Source organism: Paraburkholderia tropica (assembly GCF_014171495.1).
Lineage (GTDB): Bacteria > Pseudomonadota > Gammaproteobacteria > Burkholderiales > Burkholderiaceae > Paraburkholderia > Paraburkholderia tropica.
In genome coordinates, this window is the sequence record NZ_CP049136.1 from 612,740 (window position 1) to 628,083 (window position 15,344).

The 15,344-nt window shown below is 66.7% G+C and carries 11 protein-coding genes; 3 read left to right on the plus strand and 8 right to left on the minus strand.

Features of this window, described 5'->3' with window-relative positions:
- Window positions 1-21 precede the first annotated feature (21 nt).
- From bcsZ to bcsD, 6 genes are all read right to left on the minus strand, one after another.
- Window positions 22-1,227: a cellulose synthase complex periplasmic endoglucanase BcsZ gene (gene bcsZ, locus G5S35_RS26295; RefSeq protein ID WP_183039946.1), complete on the minus strand. Its 1,206-nt coding sequence runs from the start codon at window positions 1,225-1,227 to the stop codon at window positions 22-24.
- Window position 1,228: 1 nt separating this feature from the next.
- Entirely contained in the window at window positions 1,229-3,889 is a 2,661-nt protein-coding gene (gene bcsB, locus G5S35_RS26300) for a cellulose biosynthesis cyclic di-GMP-binding regulatory protein BcsB (RefSeq protein WP_183039947.1), read from the minus strand.
- Window positions 3,890-3,894: 5 nt separating this feature from the next.
- Window positions 3,895-6,111: a UDP-forming cellulose synthase catalytic subunit gene (bcsA, locus tag G5S35_RS26305; protein WP_065060889.1), complete on the minus strand. Its 2,217-nt coding sequence runs from the start codon at window positions 6,109-6,111 to the stop codon at window positions 3,895-3,897.
- Window positions 6,108-6,899, minus strand: a complete 792-nt coding sequence (gene bcsQ / locus G5S35_RS26310; protein ID WP_176080845.1) for a cellulose biosynthesis protein BcsQ — start codon at window positions 6,897-6,899, stop codon at window positions 6,108-6,110. The genes bcsA and bcsQ overlap by 4 nt, the downstream gene beginning before the upstream one ends.
- Window positions 6,896-7,942, minus strand: coding sequence for a cellulose biosynthesis protein BcsP (gene bcsP / locus G5S35_RS26315; protein ID WP_074981966.1), 1,047 nt, complete (start codon window positions 7,940-7,942; stop codon window positions 6,896-6,898). Before bcsP ends, bcsQ begins: the two co-directional genes overlap by 4 nt.
- A gap of 191 nt (window positions 7,943-8,133) precedes the next feature.
- Window positions 8,134-8,589: a cellulose biosynthesis protein BcsD gene (gene bcsD, locus G5S35_RS26320; protein WP_065060892.1), complete on the minus strand. Its 456-nt coding sequence runs from the start codon at window positions 8,587-8,589 to the stop codon at window positions 8,134-8,136.
- A 919-nt stretch (window positions 8,590-9,508) separates the two neighbouring features.
- Here bcsD and G5S35_RS26325 point away from each other — a divergent pair.
- Complete coding sequence (locus G5S35_RS26325) at window positions 9,509-9,955, plus strand: cupin domain-containing protein (protein ID WP_065060893.1); 447 nt, start codon at window positions 9,509-9,511, stop codon at window positions 9,953-9,955.
- A gap of 36 nt (window positions 9,956-9,991) precedes the next feature.
- Here the strand turns inward: G5S35_RS26325 and G5S35_RS26330 are convergent, their stop codons facing one another.
- A complete protein-coding gene (locus tag G5S35_RS26330) occupies window positions 9,992-11,368 on the minus strand; it encodes a polyhydroxyalkanoate depolymerase (RefSeq protein WP_065061029.1) in 1,377 nt (458 codons plus the stop codon).
- Window positions 11,369-11,764: 396 nt separating this feature from the next.
- Here G5S35_RS26330 and G5S35_RS26335 point away from each other — a divergent pair, with 396 nt between their 5' ends.
- On the plus strand, window positions 11,765-12,436 hold the full coding sequence (locus tag G5S35_RS26335; RefSeq protein ID WP_065060894.1) for a glutathione S-transferase family protein: 672 nt from the start codon (window positions 11,765-11,767) through the stop codon (window positions 12,434-12,436).
- 124 nt (window positions 12,437-12,560) lie between these two features.
- Window positions 12,561-14,033 (plus strand): circularly permuted type 2 ATP-grasp protein, encoded by a 1,473-nt coding sequence (locus G5S35_RS26340; protein ID WP_065060895.1) that lies wholly within the window; start codon window positions 12,561-12,563, stop codon window positions 14,031-14,033.
- Between the two features lie 67 nt (window positions 14,034-14,100).
- Here the strand turns inward: G5S35_RS26340 and G5S35_RS26345 are convergent, their stop codons facing one another.
- On the minus strand, window positions 14,101-15,201 hold the full coding sequence (locus tag G5S35_RS26345) for a zinc-binding metallopeptidase family protein (RefSeq protein WP_183039948.1): 1,101 nt from the start codon (window positions 15,199-15,201) through the stop codon (window positions 14,101-14,103).
- Between the last annotated feature and the right edge of the window lie 143 nt (window positions 15,202-15,344).

Genomic DNA, 15,344 nt, shown 5'->3' on the forward strand with positions numbered 1-15,344 from the left:
GTGAGCGGATCGAGCGCGGGGTCATCGGCATGCGCCCTCCCACGCGGGCACGAGCCGCCCGTTCGCGTCGAAGCGATAGCGGCCTTCCACCGCGCCCGCGCCGAACAGGCCGAGCACGCGATCGTAGTACACCGGTTCGCGGCCCGGCGTCGCGCCGTCGAGCGCGGCAAGACGCGAGCGGGCGAGCGCGAGGCTTTTCGTGTCGCCGAGCGCCGCGAAATACGGCGCGAGCGCGCCCCAGTAGCTGAGCGGCCCTTCGCCGCTGCCGACGCCCGTTGCGGCCGCCACCTTCTCGGGCGGCACGCCGGTTTGCGCGACGCGATCGGCCATGCCGCGCACGGCGTTCAGCCAGGGCTTCGCGAGCGGGTCGGCGGCATTCGCGAGACCGGCCCAGAGATAGACGCGGATGGCGTCGTAGCTGCCGACGTCGCCCGTTTTCGGATCGACGACGAACTGCCCCGCGTGCCACGCCGCCCAGTCGGGCGCGAAGCCGCGCGGCGAGGTGCCGGAAACGAGCTTGTAGCCGTTCTGCGCGAGCGCGCTCCACGGGCCGCCCTTGAGCGCGCTCGCGAGACCGCGCAGCACGGGCAGCGGCGAATAGCTCGGATTCAGGCGCGTGACGTCGCCGTTGACGAAACCTTGCGGCCCCGGCAGCAGCATCGGGCCGAGGCCCGCGAAATCGCTCACTTCGCGTTTGGCGATCTGCGCCGCGAGCGCGGTGCCGAGCGCCGTGTATTCGGGCGCGCGCCACAGGCGTCCCGCTTCGAGCAGGTCGTAGGCGATCCACACGTCGGAATCGGAAGCCGGATTCGGATCGATCACGCCCCAGCTGCCGTCCGGTTTATGGCCCCACTGCCACGCGGGCAGACGCACGTTGTCGGCGTCGAACTGGCCGCCCGCGAGATTGGCGCGCAACCAGCCGAGCATGCGGTCGAAGCCCGCGCGGTCGTTGGCGACGAGCGCGAAGAACATGCCGTAGGACTGGCCTTCCGAAGTGGTCTGCTGGACCGGCGTGGTGGCGTCGAGCACGCGTCCGTCGGCTTGCACCGTGCGCGTCATGAAGGCGCGATACGCCGGCCAGTCGCCGCACGCCGGCGCCGGGGCAGACTGCGCGCGGGCCGGGCCCGCCGCCGTGGCGCACAGCAGCGCGACGGCCAGCGCCGACGCCGCCAGCGGCGAACGCGCGCGGCGCGCGGTGCCTCGTGGGCTCGGTTGGGTCGGCATCATGTCAGTCCTTGAGGCGGCGCGCGGCGATGCCGCGCAGCACGCGATAGAACAGCGCCGCGATCACGATCGCCGCGAGCACGCCCGCGAGCAGCAGCAACAGCGGATGCGACGACAGCACCCAGCGCGCGTATTCGAGCGGCGAGAGCTTGCCGACGTAGTAGGTGTCGCCGTTCGACGTCACCGTGACCGAGCGGCCGTGCACGACGGCCATCGCGCCCTGAAGCTGCGGCAGCACGTCGGCGTCGAGCAGCGCCGAGGTCATGTCGGCTTCGGACTCGCCCGGCGAGCTGATCAACGCGACCACGCTGCGGCCCGACTTGAGCGGCGACTCGAAACCCGCGATCAGCGCGCTGCCGCCGTTGCTCACGAGCGAGAGGTCGGCGCGCGCGGGCGTGCGTTCCGCACCGTGCGAGCCGTGCCACCAGTCCTCGACCTTGAAGCCGATGTCCGAGAGCGTGAAGGTGCTGGTGTCGCCATCGCTCGAAAACGGCATCGACTTCGCCCAGCGTTGCAGCAGCGGCTGACGGCCGGGGCCGCCGAGCAGCAGCAGGTCTTTATCCGCGAGACGGTCGATGTCGCCGGGACCGGCCACCGTCACGCCCGTGACCGGATAACCCGTCGACTCGCCCATGCGGCCCATCGCCAGCAGGAACAGGCTGTAGTCGCCCGAGGTGGGATCGTCGGGCAGGATCGCGGCCGTCTGCGAGAGGTCGGCCATGCGCGTGAACGGGAAGCCGCTGTTCGCGAACGCGGCCAGATCGGGCAGCGCCATGTAGTGCGGGAATGACGACAGGTCGATGGTCGAATCGGGATCGATCGAGCCCTCCACGTTCGGCATCAGGCGGCCCGAGCATTCGCCCGTGTTCGGGATGTCGTAGAAGTAATGCAGGCGCAGTTGCGAGCGCGGCGTGAGCAGCAGCGGCGGCACGTAGACGATGCGGCGCGTCACGCCCGTGGTGTACGCCTGCGCGCCGAAGCGGCCGAGGAAATGGCCGAGGCTGAAGCGCGACGGATCGACGGCCGGAATTTCCAGCGCCTGCACGAAGCTGTTGTTGACGCTGATGTTCAGCGACGAGCGGTCCGGACGCGGACGCACCGTGTAGCGATAACGCAGGTCGAGCGGCGCGCCCTTCGTGTTCCACATGAACATGTCGGGCGGCACGTGCAGATTGATCGCGATCGCACCGGCGTCGTAGCCGGTCACGGACAGCGCGCGCTCGTCGGCCAGTTCGCCGAAGCGCACCGGACGATTCGACGGCAGCCAGTTCGGCGCGTCGTACGGCGTGCGCGGCTTGAGCGTCACCAGTTGGCCGATCGTCACGCTGGTGCCGGAGAGCGTGTTCTGGCCGAGCGCGAGCGCGCTGGCCGCGGTCTTCAGTTCCTCGCCGTTGCGGCCGAGCACGAGCAGCAGTTCGCCGCGCGCGGGCGCGGCGCGTTCGGCCACCGCGATGGTCGGTCCGCTGATGGCGGGCAGCGTCACGCCGTCGAGATGCGAGTCGGCGAGCGCGAACACCACCGCGTTGCCCGAGAGCGGCGCGTTGCCCACTTGCGCCGGGAAGACCGCGCCGCGATAACCCGCCAGCGAGCCGAACCACGAAGCCAGCGTGCCCGCGGCTTCGAGCGTGGCCGCGTCGGGCTTCGTCGCGAACACCATCGGCAATTCGAGCCGGCGCACGTCGCGGCGATCGAAGAACGGCTGCGGCAGCGCGCCCAGATCGGGCTTCGTCGGCAACGAGGCGTAGGTCAGGTCGAGCGAACTCGCGTTGCTGACCGTGGCCCAGAGCACCGAATTCGCGGGATCTTCGCAACTGCGCGTGTAATGGCCGATCAGCTGCACGTTCAGGTGATTGAACTCGGTGATGAAGCGCGGATCGAGCGGCACATCGCGCGCGACGGTGGTGCCGCCCTGCGATTGCGGCACCGGCAGCGTCGCGGCCACTTCGCCGTTGATCAGCACCTTGAGCTGCGAAAGCTCGGGCAGCAGCGCGGGCGAATAGCTGTAGATCAAATGCAGCGTGGCGCCGGTCACGACTTCGTCGTTACGCACCGAGAACGGCACGCCGTTCTGGCCGTCGGTGCCGCGCAGTTGCAGCGGATCGAGCGCGCCGAGGTCGGCGAACGTGAGCGTCTGACGACGGCCGCCGGGCACCAGCGTGCCGGGATTCGCGGTCGTCGGCGGACGCATGCCCAGCAGCTTCTGCTGCTCGGGCGGCAGCGGCGGCGACGGCAAGGCGAACGCGGGCTGCGCGCCCGCTTGCGGATCGAAAGTCTGCGCGGGACCGGGCGGCGGCGCGGAACCGACCGAGGTCGCGCCGTCGGCGGCGCTGTGGTTCGCGCCCGGCAGCGGCGGCGGTGCGTCGCTCGGCGTGGTGGATTTCGCGGCGGCGTTTGTGGCGTTCGTGGCGTTCGTTGCATTCGCCGCGGTATTGGCCGATGCCGCCATCGCCATCGGCGCGAACGTCATGAACGGCGCGGCGCACAGCTGCACGGCGAGACCGCAGACGAGCGCGCGCGCGAGGCGCGGCAAACGCTGCGCGCCGGTTGCCGGCATCGCGTCGAAGTCCTGCGCGCGCTGTGCATCGATTCGAGGCGCCGCGAGACGCGCGCTCCCCTGCTCGCCCGAACGCGCGTGCGGGCGTGACAAACCGCTCCCTTTCTTCATGTGTCTTAGCTGTCTTGTTGTCCGGTCCGCTTGCCGCCGCGCTTTCCCCAGGCGCGCAAGTCCGCGTATAGATGCTGGAAGAGGCCGCCGATACCGCCGAGGCCCGCTCCGAGCACGTTCGAGAGCGCGCGCAGCGGGGCGTCGGCCTGACGGCCCTCGGCCCAGCCGGTCCACGCATCGGCGCGCGAAAAGGTCGTCTTCACGAAATCGAATTCCTGCGCCTTCGTCATTTCGAGGAACTGCAGGCCGGCGCGCCCCGGCGCCGAAAAGCTCACGGTCGCGCGAAACGCGTATTCCTCGTCGCCGCGAAACAGCGACACCGTCACCGTTTCATGCAGCGGAATCGCAATGTTCTGCGGCAGCGCCACGCCCACGCCGCCCTCGGAGTAATCGAGCGTCTCGCACGCAAGCGTGCGGCCCGTGCCGAAACGCAGCATCACCGGCATCTTCATGGCCACGCGGTGCACCGCGCGCACCTGCTTGTGCTCGTTGGCGGCGGCCACGCTCGCGCCGAGAATCAGCATGTTGTAGGCCGTCCACGCGAGGTTCAGCAGCGTCGTGTTGACCACGCTCTTCACGTGCCAGTACGCGTGGATATGCCAGAGCCCGACCAGGAAGCCGATCAGGTTCAGCATCAGCAGAATCAGGTACGGGCGCGAGATCGCCCAGTCGAAATAGTTCTCGGCGATCTTGCCGCCCTTCGCCGTCACGTTGAACTTGCCGAGCTTCGGGTTGATCAGCGCGAGCAGCGTGGGCGCGGTGATGTACGACGCGAGCACCGACTCGTAGACCTCCGCCCAGAACGAATGGCGGAACTGGCTCTGCATGCGCGAGTTCGTGACGTTCGCATGGAACATGTGCGGCAGCGCGAACAGCGCGATGGTCGCCGCCGACGCCTGGATCACGTGCGCGCCGAAGAACAGGAACGAGAGCGGCGCGGTGAGGAACACGAGACGCGGGATGCCGTAGAAGAAGTGCATCATCGCGTTCAGATAGCACAGGCGCTGGCCGAACGAGAGGCCCTTGCCCATCAGCGGATTGTCGACGCGGAAAATCTGCGTCATGCCGCGCGCCCAGCGAATGCGCTGGCCGATGTGGCCCGAGAGGCTTTCGGTCGCGAGACCGGCGGCCTGCGGAATCGCCAGATACGCCGTGGTGTAGCCGAGCCGATGCAGCTTGAGCGCGGTATGCGCGTCCTCGGTCACGGTTTCCACGGCAATGCCGCCGATCTCTTCGACCATCGAGCGGCGCAGCAGCGCGCACGAGCCGCAGAAGAACGTGGCGTTCCAGAGATCGTTGCCGTCCTGCACGAGGCCGTAGAACAGCTCGCCTTCGTTCGGCACCTTGCGGAACGTGCCGAGATTGCGTTCGAACGGATCGGCGGAAAAGAAGTGGTGCGGCGTTTGCAGCATCGACAGCTTCTTGTCGCGCAGAAACCAGCCGAGGCAGACCTGCAGAAACGAGCGCGTGGGAATGTGGTCGCAGTCGAAGATCGCGAAGTATTCGCCGTCGGTGATCTTGAGCGCTTCGTTGATGTTGCCCGCCTTGGCGTGGCGGTTGTGCGCGCGGATCGTCCAGTTCACGCCCACTTCTTCGCAGAAGGCCTTGAAGTCGGGACGGCGGCCGTCGTCGAGCACGTGGATCGAAAGCTTGTCGGACGGATAGTCGAGCGCGAGCGCCGCGTAGATCGTGGGCTTCACGACCGAGAGCGGTTCGTTGTAGGTCGGAATGAAGATGTCGACGGTCGGCCAGTCGGCGCGCGAGGCGGGCAGCGGCACCGGCTTGCGCTTGAGCGGCCAGGCGGTCTGGAAGTAGCCGAGCATCAGCACGAGCGCGGCGTAGACTTCGGCGGACACCAGCAGCAGGCCCCAGACGGCGTCGAGCGGACGCGTCCAGTACGTGGTTTCCGTGAGACGCCAGTACATGTAGCGGCCCGAGGCGATCACGGAGAGCATGATCATCACGAGCGTGGCGTAATGACCCGCGAAACGCCGGAAGAACAGCGCGCAGACGAAGCAGCAGATCGCGAAGATCAGTTGCTCGCGGTCGGGCAGCGGCACCGTGAAGACGAAAAACAGCGCGCACAGCGAGAACACCGTGAGGAGCGCCATCACCGGCAGGCTGCCCCAGAAGCGCGCGTCGGCGAAACGCTCGAGGCGCGACGTGCCCTTGCCGCCGTCTTCCTGCGCGCCCGCGCCGGGACCCGACTCGATCGTGCTCATGCCACGCTCCTGCGCGACGGCGCGCGATCCGACTCCAGCGCGTTCAACAGCCATGCGCCGAACGCGCGCATGTCGGCGGCGGCCTGGCACAGCGGGTCGTAGCGCACGACCGTGGTGTTGCAGGCGAGCGATTCGCTCACGCCTTCGTCGTCGTGCACGACGCCCGGAAACATGTGGTCGCCGAGCATGTCGCGCAGCACGCGCAACACGTCCTTGTTGAGCTGGCGCGACTGATCGACCTGATTCACCACATAGCCCTCGCCGCGAAACTCGGGGCGCGGCGCGGCGTAGGCGTCGATCATGCGTTGCATCTGCGGGATCGCGGCGTACGACGCGGCGTCCGCGAGCACCACGTTGACCGCGAAATGCGCGGCGCTGAGCGCGGCGCGCGTGTACGCGGACGAGCCCGGCGGCGTGTCGATCACGACGATGTCCGGTGCGTCGAGGCGCAGCGACTCCAGACCGCGCAGCAGCCATTGCGGGTTTTCGTCGAGATGGCGCTCGAACAAATGCTGTTCTTCTTCGATCAGCGCGCCGAACGCGAGCACCACCACGCCGTCGCTGCCGTCGACCATCGCGCTCTGCCAGGGCGCGCCCGTGAGCGCCGCGCGCGACAGGCCGTCGACGCTGTCGAGCGGCACGCCGAAATACAGGCGCAGCGAGTTCTGCGGGTCGAGATCCACCGCCACCACATGGCGGCCCTGCGCCGCGAGCACCGAGGCGAGATTCGCCGCGACGGTCGTCTTGCCGACGCCGCCTTTCGCCGACACCACACTCACCACTTTCATGGCCCGCTCACTCCCTTGAGAAACCACGGACGGCGCGGCGCGGCTTCACTGCTGCCATCACGGTTGCCGGTGTTGCTGTTTTTACCGATGTTGCCGACGTTGCCGCCCCGCAGCCGGTCGAACAGATGGTTCAGGCGTGCGGGCGCGGCGTCGGGCGCCGGTGCGTGCGGACGCGCGCCACCCTCGCCCGCACCCACGCGGCCGAAGAGTTTCTTCAGCGGCGTGGCGTCGACGGCGGTGGTCGCATCGATCGCATCGATCGCACCCCGCGCGGCGAGAGCACGCGGCGTGCCTGAGACGCGCGAGGCATCGGCTTGAATGGCGGGCGACGGGTTGAGCATTGGCGCTGCGGCTTGCACCGGCGCCGGCTTTTGCATCGACGCGAAAGCCGGCGCGCCCGCTGCGCCCAGCGCCGACGCCGGTTGCGCAAAGCGCGGCGCGAGCGGAGGCAAAGCGCGCACCGCTTCCGTCGACGCTTCGTTCGCTGCCGCATTCGTTGCGCTTACGTTCGTTGCGCTTACATCAGACGTATTCGCGGCGGACCCAGACGGCGTCACGTCGCCGGTCGCGGGAATCGCGAAAGCGAGCGGCGCGGCATCGGCTTGCGCATCGGCGGCCGATACAGTTTGCGAGTTCGGGTCGGCTTTCGCATCGCCTTTCGCTTCGTCCTGTGCACCGCGCAAGGCGGGCGTCGGCGAAAAACGGAATGCACTGCTCGTGGGCGCAGCGGGCTTTTCCTTGCGGATGACCGGCGGCACGTCGCGGCGCGGCGAGCGCGTGAACAGCGGCGCCGACTGGCGCAGCGTCGCCTGGGTGTCGTCGCGCTGGGCGCGCGGCAACTTCACGCGCAGTTCGGGCGCCTGCGGTGCGCCGGGCTTCGCTTCCGCCGCCGACAGATCGACCTCACGCGGATCGATCATGCCGAGCAACGGCCAGCGGCCGCGCGCATCGCGGGCCTCGTTTTCCATACGGATTTCCCGATAACTGCTCGCGTCTCCGCCGAACCGGTCGAAGAGCGCTTTGACATCGCGCGAGGTGCTCATGAGACGACTCACTGGCCGTGGCCAAAATCAAGGACTGACAAAACGGTACGAGCTCATTGCACAAGCTCGGTAAAAGCTGCCGATCACAACCGGCAACCCGAAACGCGCGCCGCACGTTCATCGCGCGGCGACGCGCGCCGGAGCAACGCGCGGGCGACAGGTGTCTATAACGGCACGCGCGGCGCCCGACTTCAGGCTGTTGCGCGCGCGAGACGGAATTCGACGACGAAACCTTCGTCGGGCACGTCCGCCTGCGCCACCACCAGTTCGGCCGCGCCCATGGCGTCGAGCCAGGCCTGGTAGCAGCCTTGCAGGAAGGCGGGCGTCCAGGCGAGCGCCGCGCCGCCGAACGCCGCGAGCGGCGCGCCGTAATGGATGATGCGCAGGTAGTCGCCTTCGTCGGCGAGTTCCACGTAGCCCCACTGAATGCCCGACCAGTGCGCATTCAACGCATCGGCGAGGTCGTCGGTGGACTCGCACGGCGGCAACGCATGGCTTTCGGCGAAACGCGCGCCGACGCGGAACATCAGTTGACGCAGTTCGTCAGGGCTCAGCTGGGACTCGAATTCCGCGGCGAGGGCCCGCAACAGGCCGCGCCACTGGGGGGAAAGATGTTGCTCAAGCAGAAAATCGACGACGGTCGGCATGGGCAGGCTGGTCCAGTTCAGGTCGGAAACGCAAAGGTTTTGCACACTTCGCAACACGGCGTTCGTGGCTCGCACGTGACGTGCCACAGGCCCCCGCCTGACTACCGCGCGCATTGAAAGCTATTTGAAATATCGAGCGCAGTCTGATAAGCAATCGCAACATTTCAGACTAAGCCTTGAAATGTTTCATACAAAATCAGCACCGCCTTCTCGGAAGCCGAAGTATAACGCACGCATATATTGTTAATCCGACGATATTTCTGCCAAACGCTTGATAGCTCCCCTTTTAGAGACAGCCGGCGTTACCGATTCTTTCATCCGACTGTCACTTTTTTGTAATACGAAAATGCCGCACGATCGTTCGCCGGAACGGCTGTCGGACGGGCGTGTGGCGCGGATCCGGGGTGCGGCATCGCGCCGCGCCGCCGGACCATTCGCCGCTCGCGGAATGCTCTTATGTGAGCACGATTCATCTCGATGGCGGGAATAGTGGCGCGTAATGACGAATCGTTATTCATCTCGTCGAATAATTCGCGACGGACAGACGGTATTCAAAACGAATGAGAACGCCGCCCGCATGCCGCCTCGCGCAGAAAGATTGCGTAAGAGGCAGACGATAGATTGAGTAAGACGCAGTCTCGATAAGTCAGGGAACCGCTTTTTTGCGATGCAGGACGCATTTTGAGACGACTTCGTCGCGTGCGCGTCTTGCCCGCCGGTCTTAATGCATCGACGCCCCGCATTTGGGATTTTATTTATTGAAAAAAGGAAAGTCCGCACTGAATTGGCGCGTAAAGTCCAGCGATTTAATTAATCGAATTGCTTTCTGCGCCTTTAATGTGGAAATGACGCGTTTTCAGCATGCTGGAACAGAGCATGCTTGATTGTCGGCGCGCGTTTTTTCATCGGGAGACCTGTCATGCAAACCGGATTCGCCACGGGCTTTTCGCACGTCAAACCGCAGGACACGGATTTCAAGGGCGGCGGCCTGCGCGACTTCTTCGTCTATCGCGACCTCGGCATTACCGAGGCCACGCACGGCAAAGTGGTCGCGCAGCTCGTCAGGGCCAACGAAGCGCCCGAAGCCGGCACGGGCTGGCATCGCCACGAGGCGGACTTCCATATCGTCATCATGCTCAAGGGCTGGGCGCGCTTCATGTATGGCGATCGCGAAACGCTGGTCGAGGCGGGCGATTGCGTGCATCAGGCGCCGGGCATCGCGCATTTCCTGTTCGATTATTCGCCCGACATGGAGTACCTGGAGATCGTGAGCCCCGCCGACTTCAAGTCGATCGACGTGGACGCGCCCTGCGAGGTGCCCGCGCCCACGCCGTGGCAGGAGGACGCGGCACCAGCGGCGCCGTGACGCGGCGGCGCGCCGTCGCGCCGCTTGTATCGACGTCTAGGCCTGCGCGGCGCGCGCGATGACGGCTTCCGCGTGCGCTTCGGCGGCGAGCAGCGCGCCCAGCGTGACCTGACCCGCGTCCGCGGTGGCCGACGTCGTCGAAGCCGCGCCGATGCGCCGCGCGCGCGGCTCGTGATCGTGGATCGTCGCGCGCACCAGCGGGTAGATCTGCGTGTCCCAGCGGCGTCCGTTGAACACGCCGTAATGCCCCGCGCCGGTCTGCACGTGATGCGTCTTCATATAAGGACGCAGGCCGGAGCACAACTCCTGCGCGGCCACCGTCTGACCGACGGCGCAGATATCGTCTTTTTCGCCTTCGATCGTGAGCAATGCGGTGCGCCGGATCGCATGCGGTTCGACGAGGCGCTCGCCCACCTTCAGCTTGCCGAGCGGCAGCGCGTACTGCTGGAACACCGCGCTGACCGTCTCCAGATAGAACTCGGCCGTCAGGTCCGTGGTGGCGAAATATTCGCGATAGAACACGCGGACCGCGTCGGCTTTCGCGGGGTCGCCCTTCGCGCGCTCGTGGCGCATCTCCTCGAACGAGGCCAGATGTCGCTCCAGATTCATCGACATGAACGCGCTCAACTGCACGAAGCCCGGATAGACGCGCCGCTGCGCGCCGGGAAAACCGCCCGGCACGGCGCTGATCAGATTGCGCTCGAACCACTCGATCGGCTTGCTGTTGGCGAGGTCGTTGACCTTGGTCGGATTCACGCGGCAGTCGATCGGCCCCGCCATCAGCGTCATGCTCGCGGGCTGCGCGGGATCGTTGTCGGCGGCCATCAGCGAGACGGCGGCGAGCGCGGCCACGGTCGGCTGGCAGATCGCGACCAGATGCGCGTCCGGCCCGATGCGGCGGATGAACGCCATCACGTGCTCGACGTATTCGTCGAAACCGAAACGCCCCGCCGACAGCGGCACGTCGCGCGGATTGTGCCAGTCGGTGATGTAGACGTCGTGATCGGCGAGCATGGTGCGCACGGTGCCGCGCAGCAGCGTCGCGAAGTGGCCCGACATCGGCGCGACCAGCAGCACGCGCGGCTGCGGCGCGGGCGTGTCCTTGCGAAAGTGCAGCAGCGAGCCGAACGGCGTGCGCTTGACAACCTCCTCCGTCACCGGCGTGCGCACGCCGTCCACCTGCACGGCGTCGATGCCGAACGGCGGCCGCGCGTGCGTGAGCCCGGCCATTTCGATCTGTTCCCAGCAGGCGTCGAGATAACGCGCGTCGATGCCGGTCGCGAAGGTGGGCCACGCGGTGGGCCACGCAGCGGACCACTCAGCGAGCGCCGCGCGCGCGAACGAGGCGGCGGCGCGCCACGGGCGCGTGAAATCCGCGAACGCCTGATAGGCCGGATAGGCAAGCAGGTTCATGGGCGCAAGCTCCTGATCGGGGATGAGCGGCAATGGGCGCAAGAGAGGCAATAGCTATGCCACTCGCGGTTCGGCAGGCTCGTGCGCGCTCATTGGCACGGTGCTTGCAATTTTTCGGTGACGGCTCGACGGACAAACGGCGCAAGGACGACGAACACACGGGCGAAGGATTCGCGCATGCGCGGCGCGTCACAGCGCGGCGCGGCTTCACGGCATTGTTACGTTCGTGTGATATCCGTACGACCGGCCCGTGACTGCGCGTGAGCGCACGTGAAGGCGCGCACCGCGAAGCCGTGCGCTTTCGGGCGCGGCGTCCCTTCGCGGTGCATCGCGCCCGAACGCTGTGCGCCGCGCTACAGATTGGTGTGATGCGGGTGTGATGCCCGAGGAGGCCGCATGGCTAGTCAGACAAGTCAGACGAATACGACCTTGACGATCAGCAGCCGCAATTATTCGTCGTGGTCGATGCGCGGCTGGCTGCTCGCGAAACTCGCGGGTCTCGAATTCGAAACGCTCGCCGTGCCGATCGACGACGCCGCCGCGCGCGCCGAACTGCTGCTGCTCTCGCCGTCGATTCTCGTGCCCTGCCTGCGCCACGACGGCAACGAGATCTGGGACACGCTCGCCATCTGCGAATACCTCAACGAAATCCGCCCGCAGGCGCATCTGCTGCCCGCCGACCGCAAGGCGCGCGCGCACTGCCGCTCGGTGTGCGGCGAAATGCACTCGGGCTTCGGCGCGCTGCGCTCCGCGCTGCCGATGAACCTGCGCGGCCACTTTCCGTCGTTCCGCATCTGGTCGCGCGCGCACGACGACATCGAACGCATCGTGACGATCTGGCGCGACTGTCTCCAGCGCTACGGCGGCCCCTGGCTGTTCGGCGAGATCGGCGCCGCCGACGCCATGTACGCCCCCGTCGTCACGCGTCTGCTCACCTACGACGTGCCGATCGACCCCGACATCGGCGAGTACTGCATGCGCGTGCTCAAACAACCGTATGTGGCCGAATGGATCGCCGCCGCGAAGGCGGAAACGGAGGACATCGACGAGCTCGACATGGAGTTCTGAGCGGCGCGCCTTGCCATGCTCGCGTCGGCATGGAAGTTGCATCGGGCGTTCTGGCCCGAAACGGAAGCACGCGACCGCAAGAACCGTATTTAGAACGAACCAGCAGCGGACGGAAGAACTATCTATGACGCAAGCCTTCTTCAACGAGATGTTCGAGCAAGGGCAATTCGACGTTCGGGGCGTGGCCGCCACGGCGTTCGCTCAGGTGGGCGAACCGCGCGCGCATTACCGCGAATTCTTCGCGTGGATGCGCGGCCAGAGCGAGCAGCAGATGCACAAGAAGCGCGCTGAAGCCGACACGATCTTCCGGCGCGTGGGCATCACCTTCGCCGTCTATGGCGAGAAGGACGTCACCGGCGCGGGCACCGAGCGCACGATTCCCTTCGACGTGATTCCGCGTATTTTCCAGCGCGACGAATGGAACAAGCTGGAGCGCGGCCTGCGCCAGCGCGTGAATGCGCTGAACCGCTTTATCCACGACATCTATCACGATCAGGAGATCGTCAAGCGCGGCATCGTGCCCGCCGACCAGATCCTGAACAACGCGCAATATCGCCCGGAAATGCAGGGCGTGAACGTCGCGCGCGACATCTACGCGCATATCGCGGGCATCGACATCGTGCGCGCCGACGAGGGCGAGTTCTACGTGCTCGAAGACAATCTGCGCGTGCCGTCGGGCGTCTCGTACATGCTCGAAAACCGCAAGATGATGATGCGGCTCTTTCCGGATCTGTTCGTGCGCAACCGCATCGCGCCCGTCGCGCATTATCCCGACCTGCTGCTCGACACGCTGCGCGCCGCCGCGCCCTCGGGCGCCGACAATCCCACCGTGGTCGTGCTCACGCCGGGCATGTACAACTCGGCGTATTTCGAGCACGCGTTCCTCGCGCAGCAGATGGGCTGCGAGCTGGTCGAAGGTCAGGACCTGTTCGTCGACAACGACTATCTGTACATGCGCACGACGCAGGGGCCGCAGCGCATCGACGTGATCTACCGCCGCGTGGACGACGACTTTCTCGACCCGCTCGTCTTCCGTCCCGATTCCACGCTCGGCGCGGCGGGCCTGATGAACGTCTACCGCAAGGGCAACGTCACGCTGTGCAACGCGGTGGGCACGGGCGTCGCCGACGACAAGTCGATCTACCCCTACGTGCCCGACATGGTGCGCTTCTATCTGGGCGAAGAACCGCTGCTCAACAACGTGCCGACGTGGATGTGCCGCAAGCCCGACGATCTCCAGTACGTGCTCGATCATCTGGCCGATCTCGTCGTGAAGGAAACGCACGGCGCGGGCGGCTACGGCATGCTGATCGGCCCGGCGTCGACGAAAGCCGAAATCGAGGCGTTCCGCGCGGCGCTGCTCGCGAATCCCGACAAATACATCGCGCAGCCGACGCTCTCGCTCTCGACCTGCCCGACGTGGGTGGAAGCGGGCATCGCGCCGCGCCATATCGATCTGCGTCCGTTCGTGCTCTCGGGCAAGGAAGTGCGCATGGTGCCGGGCGGCCTCACGCGCGTGGCGCTGCGCGAGGGCTCGCTCGTCGTCAATTCCTCGCAGGGCGGCGGCACCAAGGACACGTGGGTGCTCGAACGCTGATCCGCGAACTGTGCAATCGCGCAATCGCGCAACCGCACAATCGGTCAGGAAACCGGATCAAACGGTCTCATGCCGGTTGCGAAGCAGCCGAGTCCGAAGCCGACGCCGAAATCACGCGATGAACGAACCGCAATTTGTCGATGACCGGCGGGGCCAGCGCGAACGGATAGCCGTCCGGCATGCCGAGGCTGCGGTTCAGGCTGTTCAGCACGTAGGTGAGCGGAAACCAGCGCGCCATCAGGTTATCGAAGCTCGCTTCGTCGACGGGCGTCTGGTCGAGCAGCACCGGTTCGTCGCGGCGCTCGGGCAGCAGCGCGAGCCCGCAGGCGGTGGCCGTGTCGAGCGTATCGACGATATGCAGGTAATGCGCCCACGTTTCCGCCCAATCCTCCCACGGATGCACGGACGCGTAGGCGCTCACGTAGCGCTCGGCCCAATCGGGCGCGGCACCGTTGGCGTAATGCGCGGCGAGCGCGTCGGCGTAATTGGCGCGCTCGTCGCCGAACAGCGTGCGAAACGGCTCGATGCGGCGCGTCTCCATCACAAGGCGGTCGAAATAGTAATGGCCGACTTCGTGGCGGAAATGGCCGAGCAGCGTGCGATACGGTTCGTGCAGCGAGACGCGCGTGCGTTCGCGATGAGCGTCGTCGGCTTCGGCGATGTTCATCGTAATGAGACCGTGATCGTGGCCGGTGAGCACGCGCTGGCCGTCGCCGGTGTCTTCGAGAAACTCGAATTGCAGGCCGTGTTCGGGATCTTCCGCGCGTGTGGCGAGCGGCAGGCCGAGCGCGGTCAGCGTGGCGAGCAGACGCCGCTTGGCGGTTTCGAGCCGATACCAGTAGACGCGGTTGTCGGGCCGCGAGAGATCGGGAATCGTGCGCGTGAACTGGCAGGCGCGGCAGAGCGTGTCGGGCGAATCGGCGGCGATCATGCCGTTGCAGATATTTTCGACCGCGTAGTTGTGACATTGGCGGAACAGCGCGGCCGCTTGCTCGCCCTCCGCCGCCGCGGCCTGGCGCTGGATGCGCCACAAGCCGTCGCCCGCCGCCTCGAACGCGTGCATCTCGCCGCTTTGCGGCACGTAGCCGAGCCGCGCGTCGCAGCGTTCGCAGCGCTCGTTCTCGAAAAACACCAGTTGATTGCAGTGATCGCAGTGAAAGGTTTTCATCGCCGCCGTCCCGGGGTGAGTGTGCCGCGCGAGGCGCATGCTGCGCGCGCGCAGCCTCGCGAAGCACGCGGCGTGCCGCGCGCGGCTGTCACATCGCGCACTCGTTGTCCCGGCATCATAGCCACGCGCCGCGCGCGCGCCCT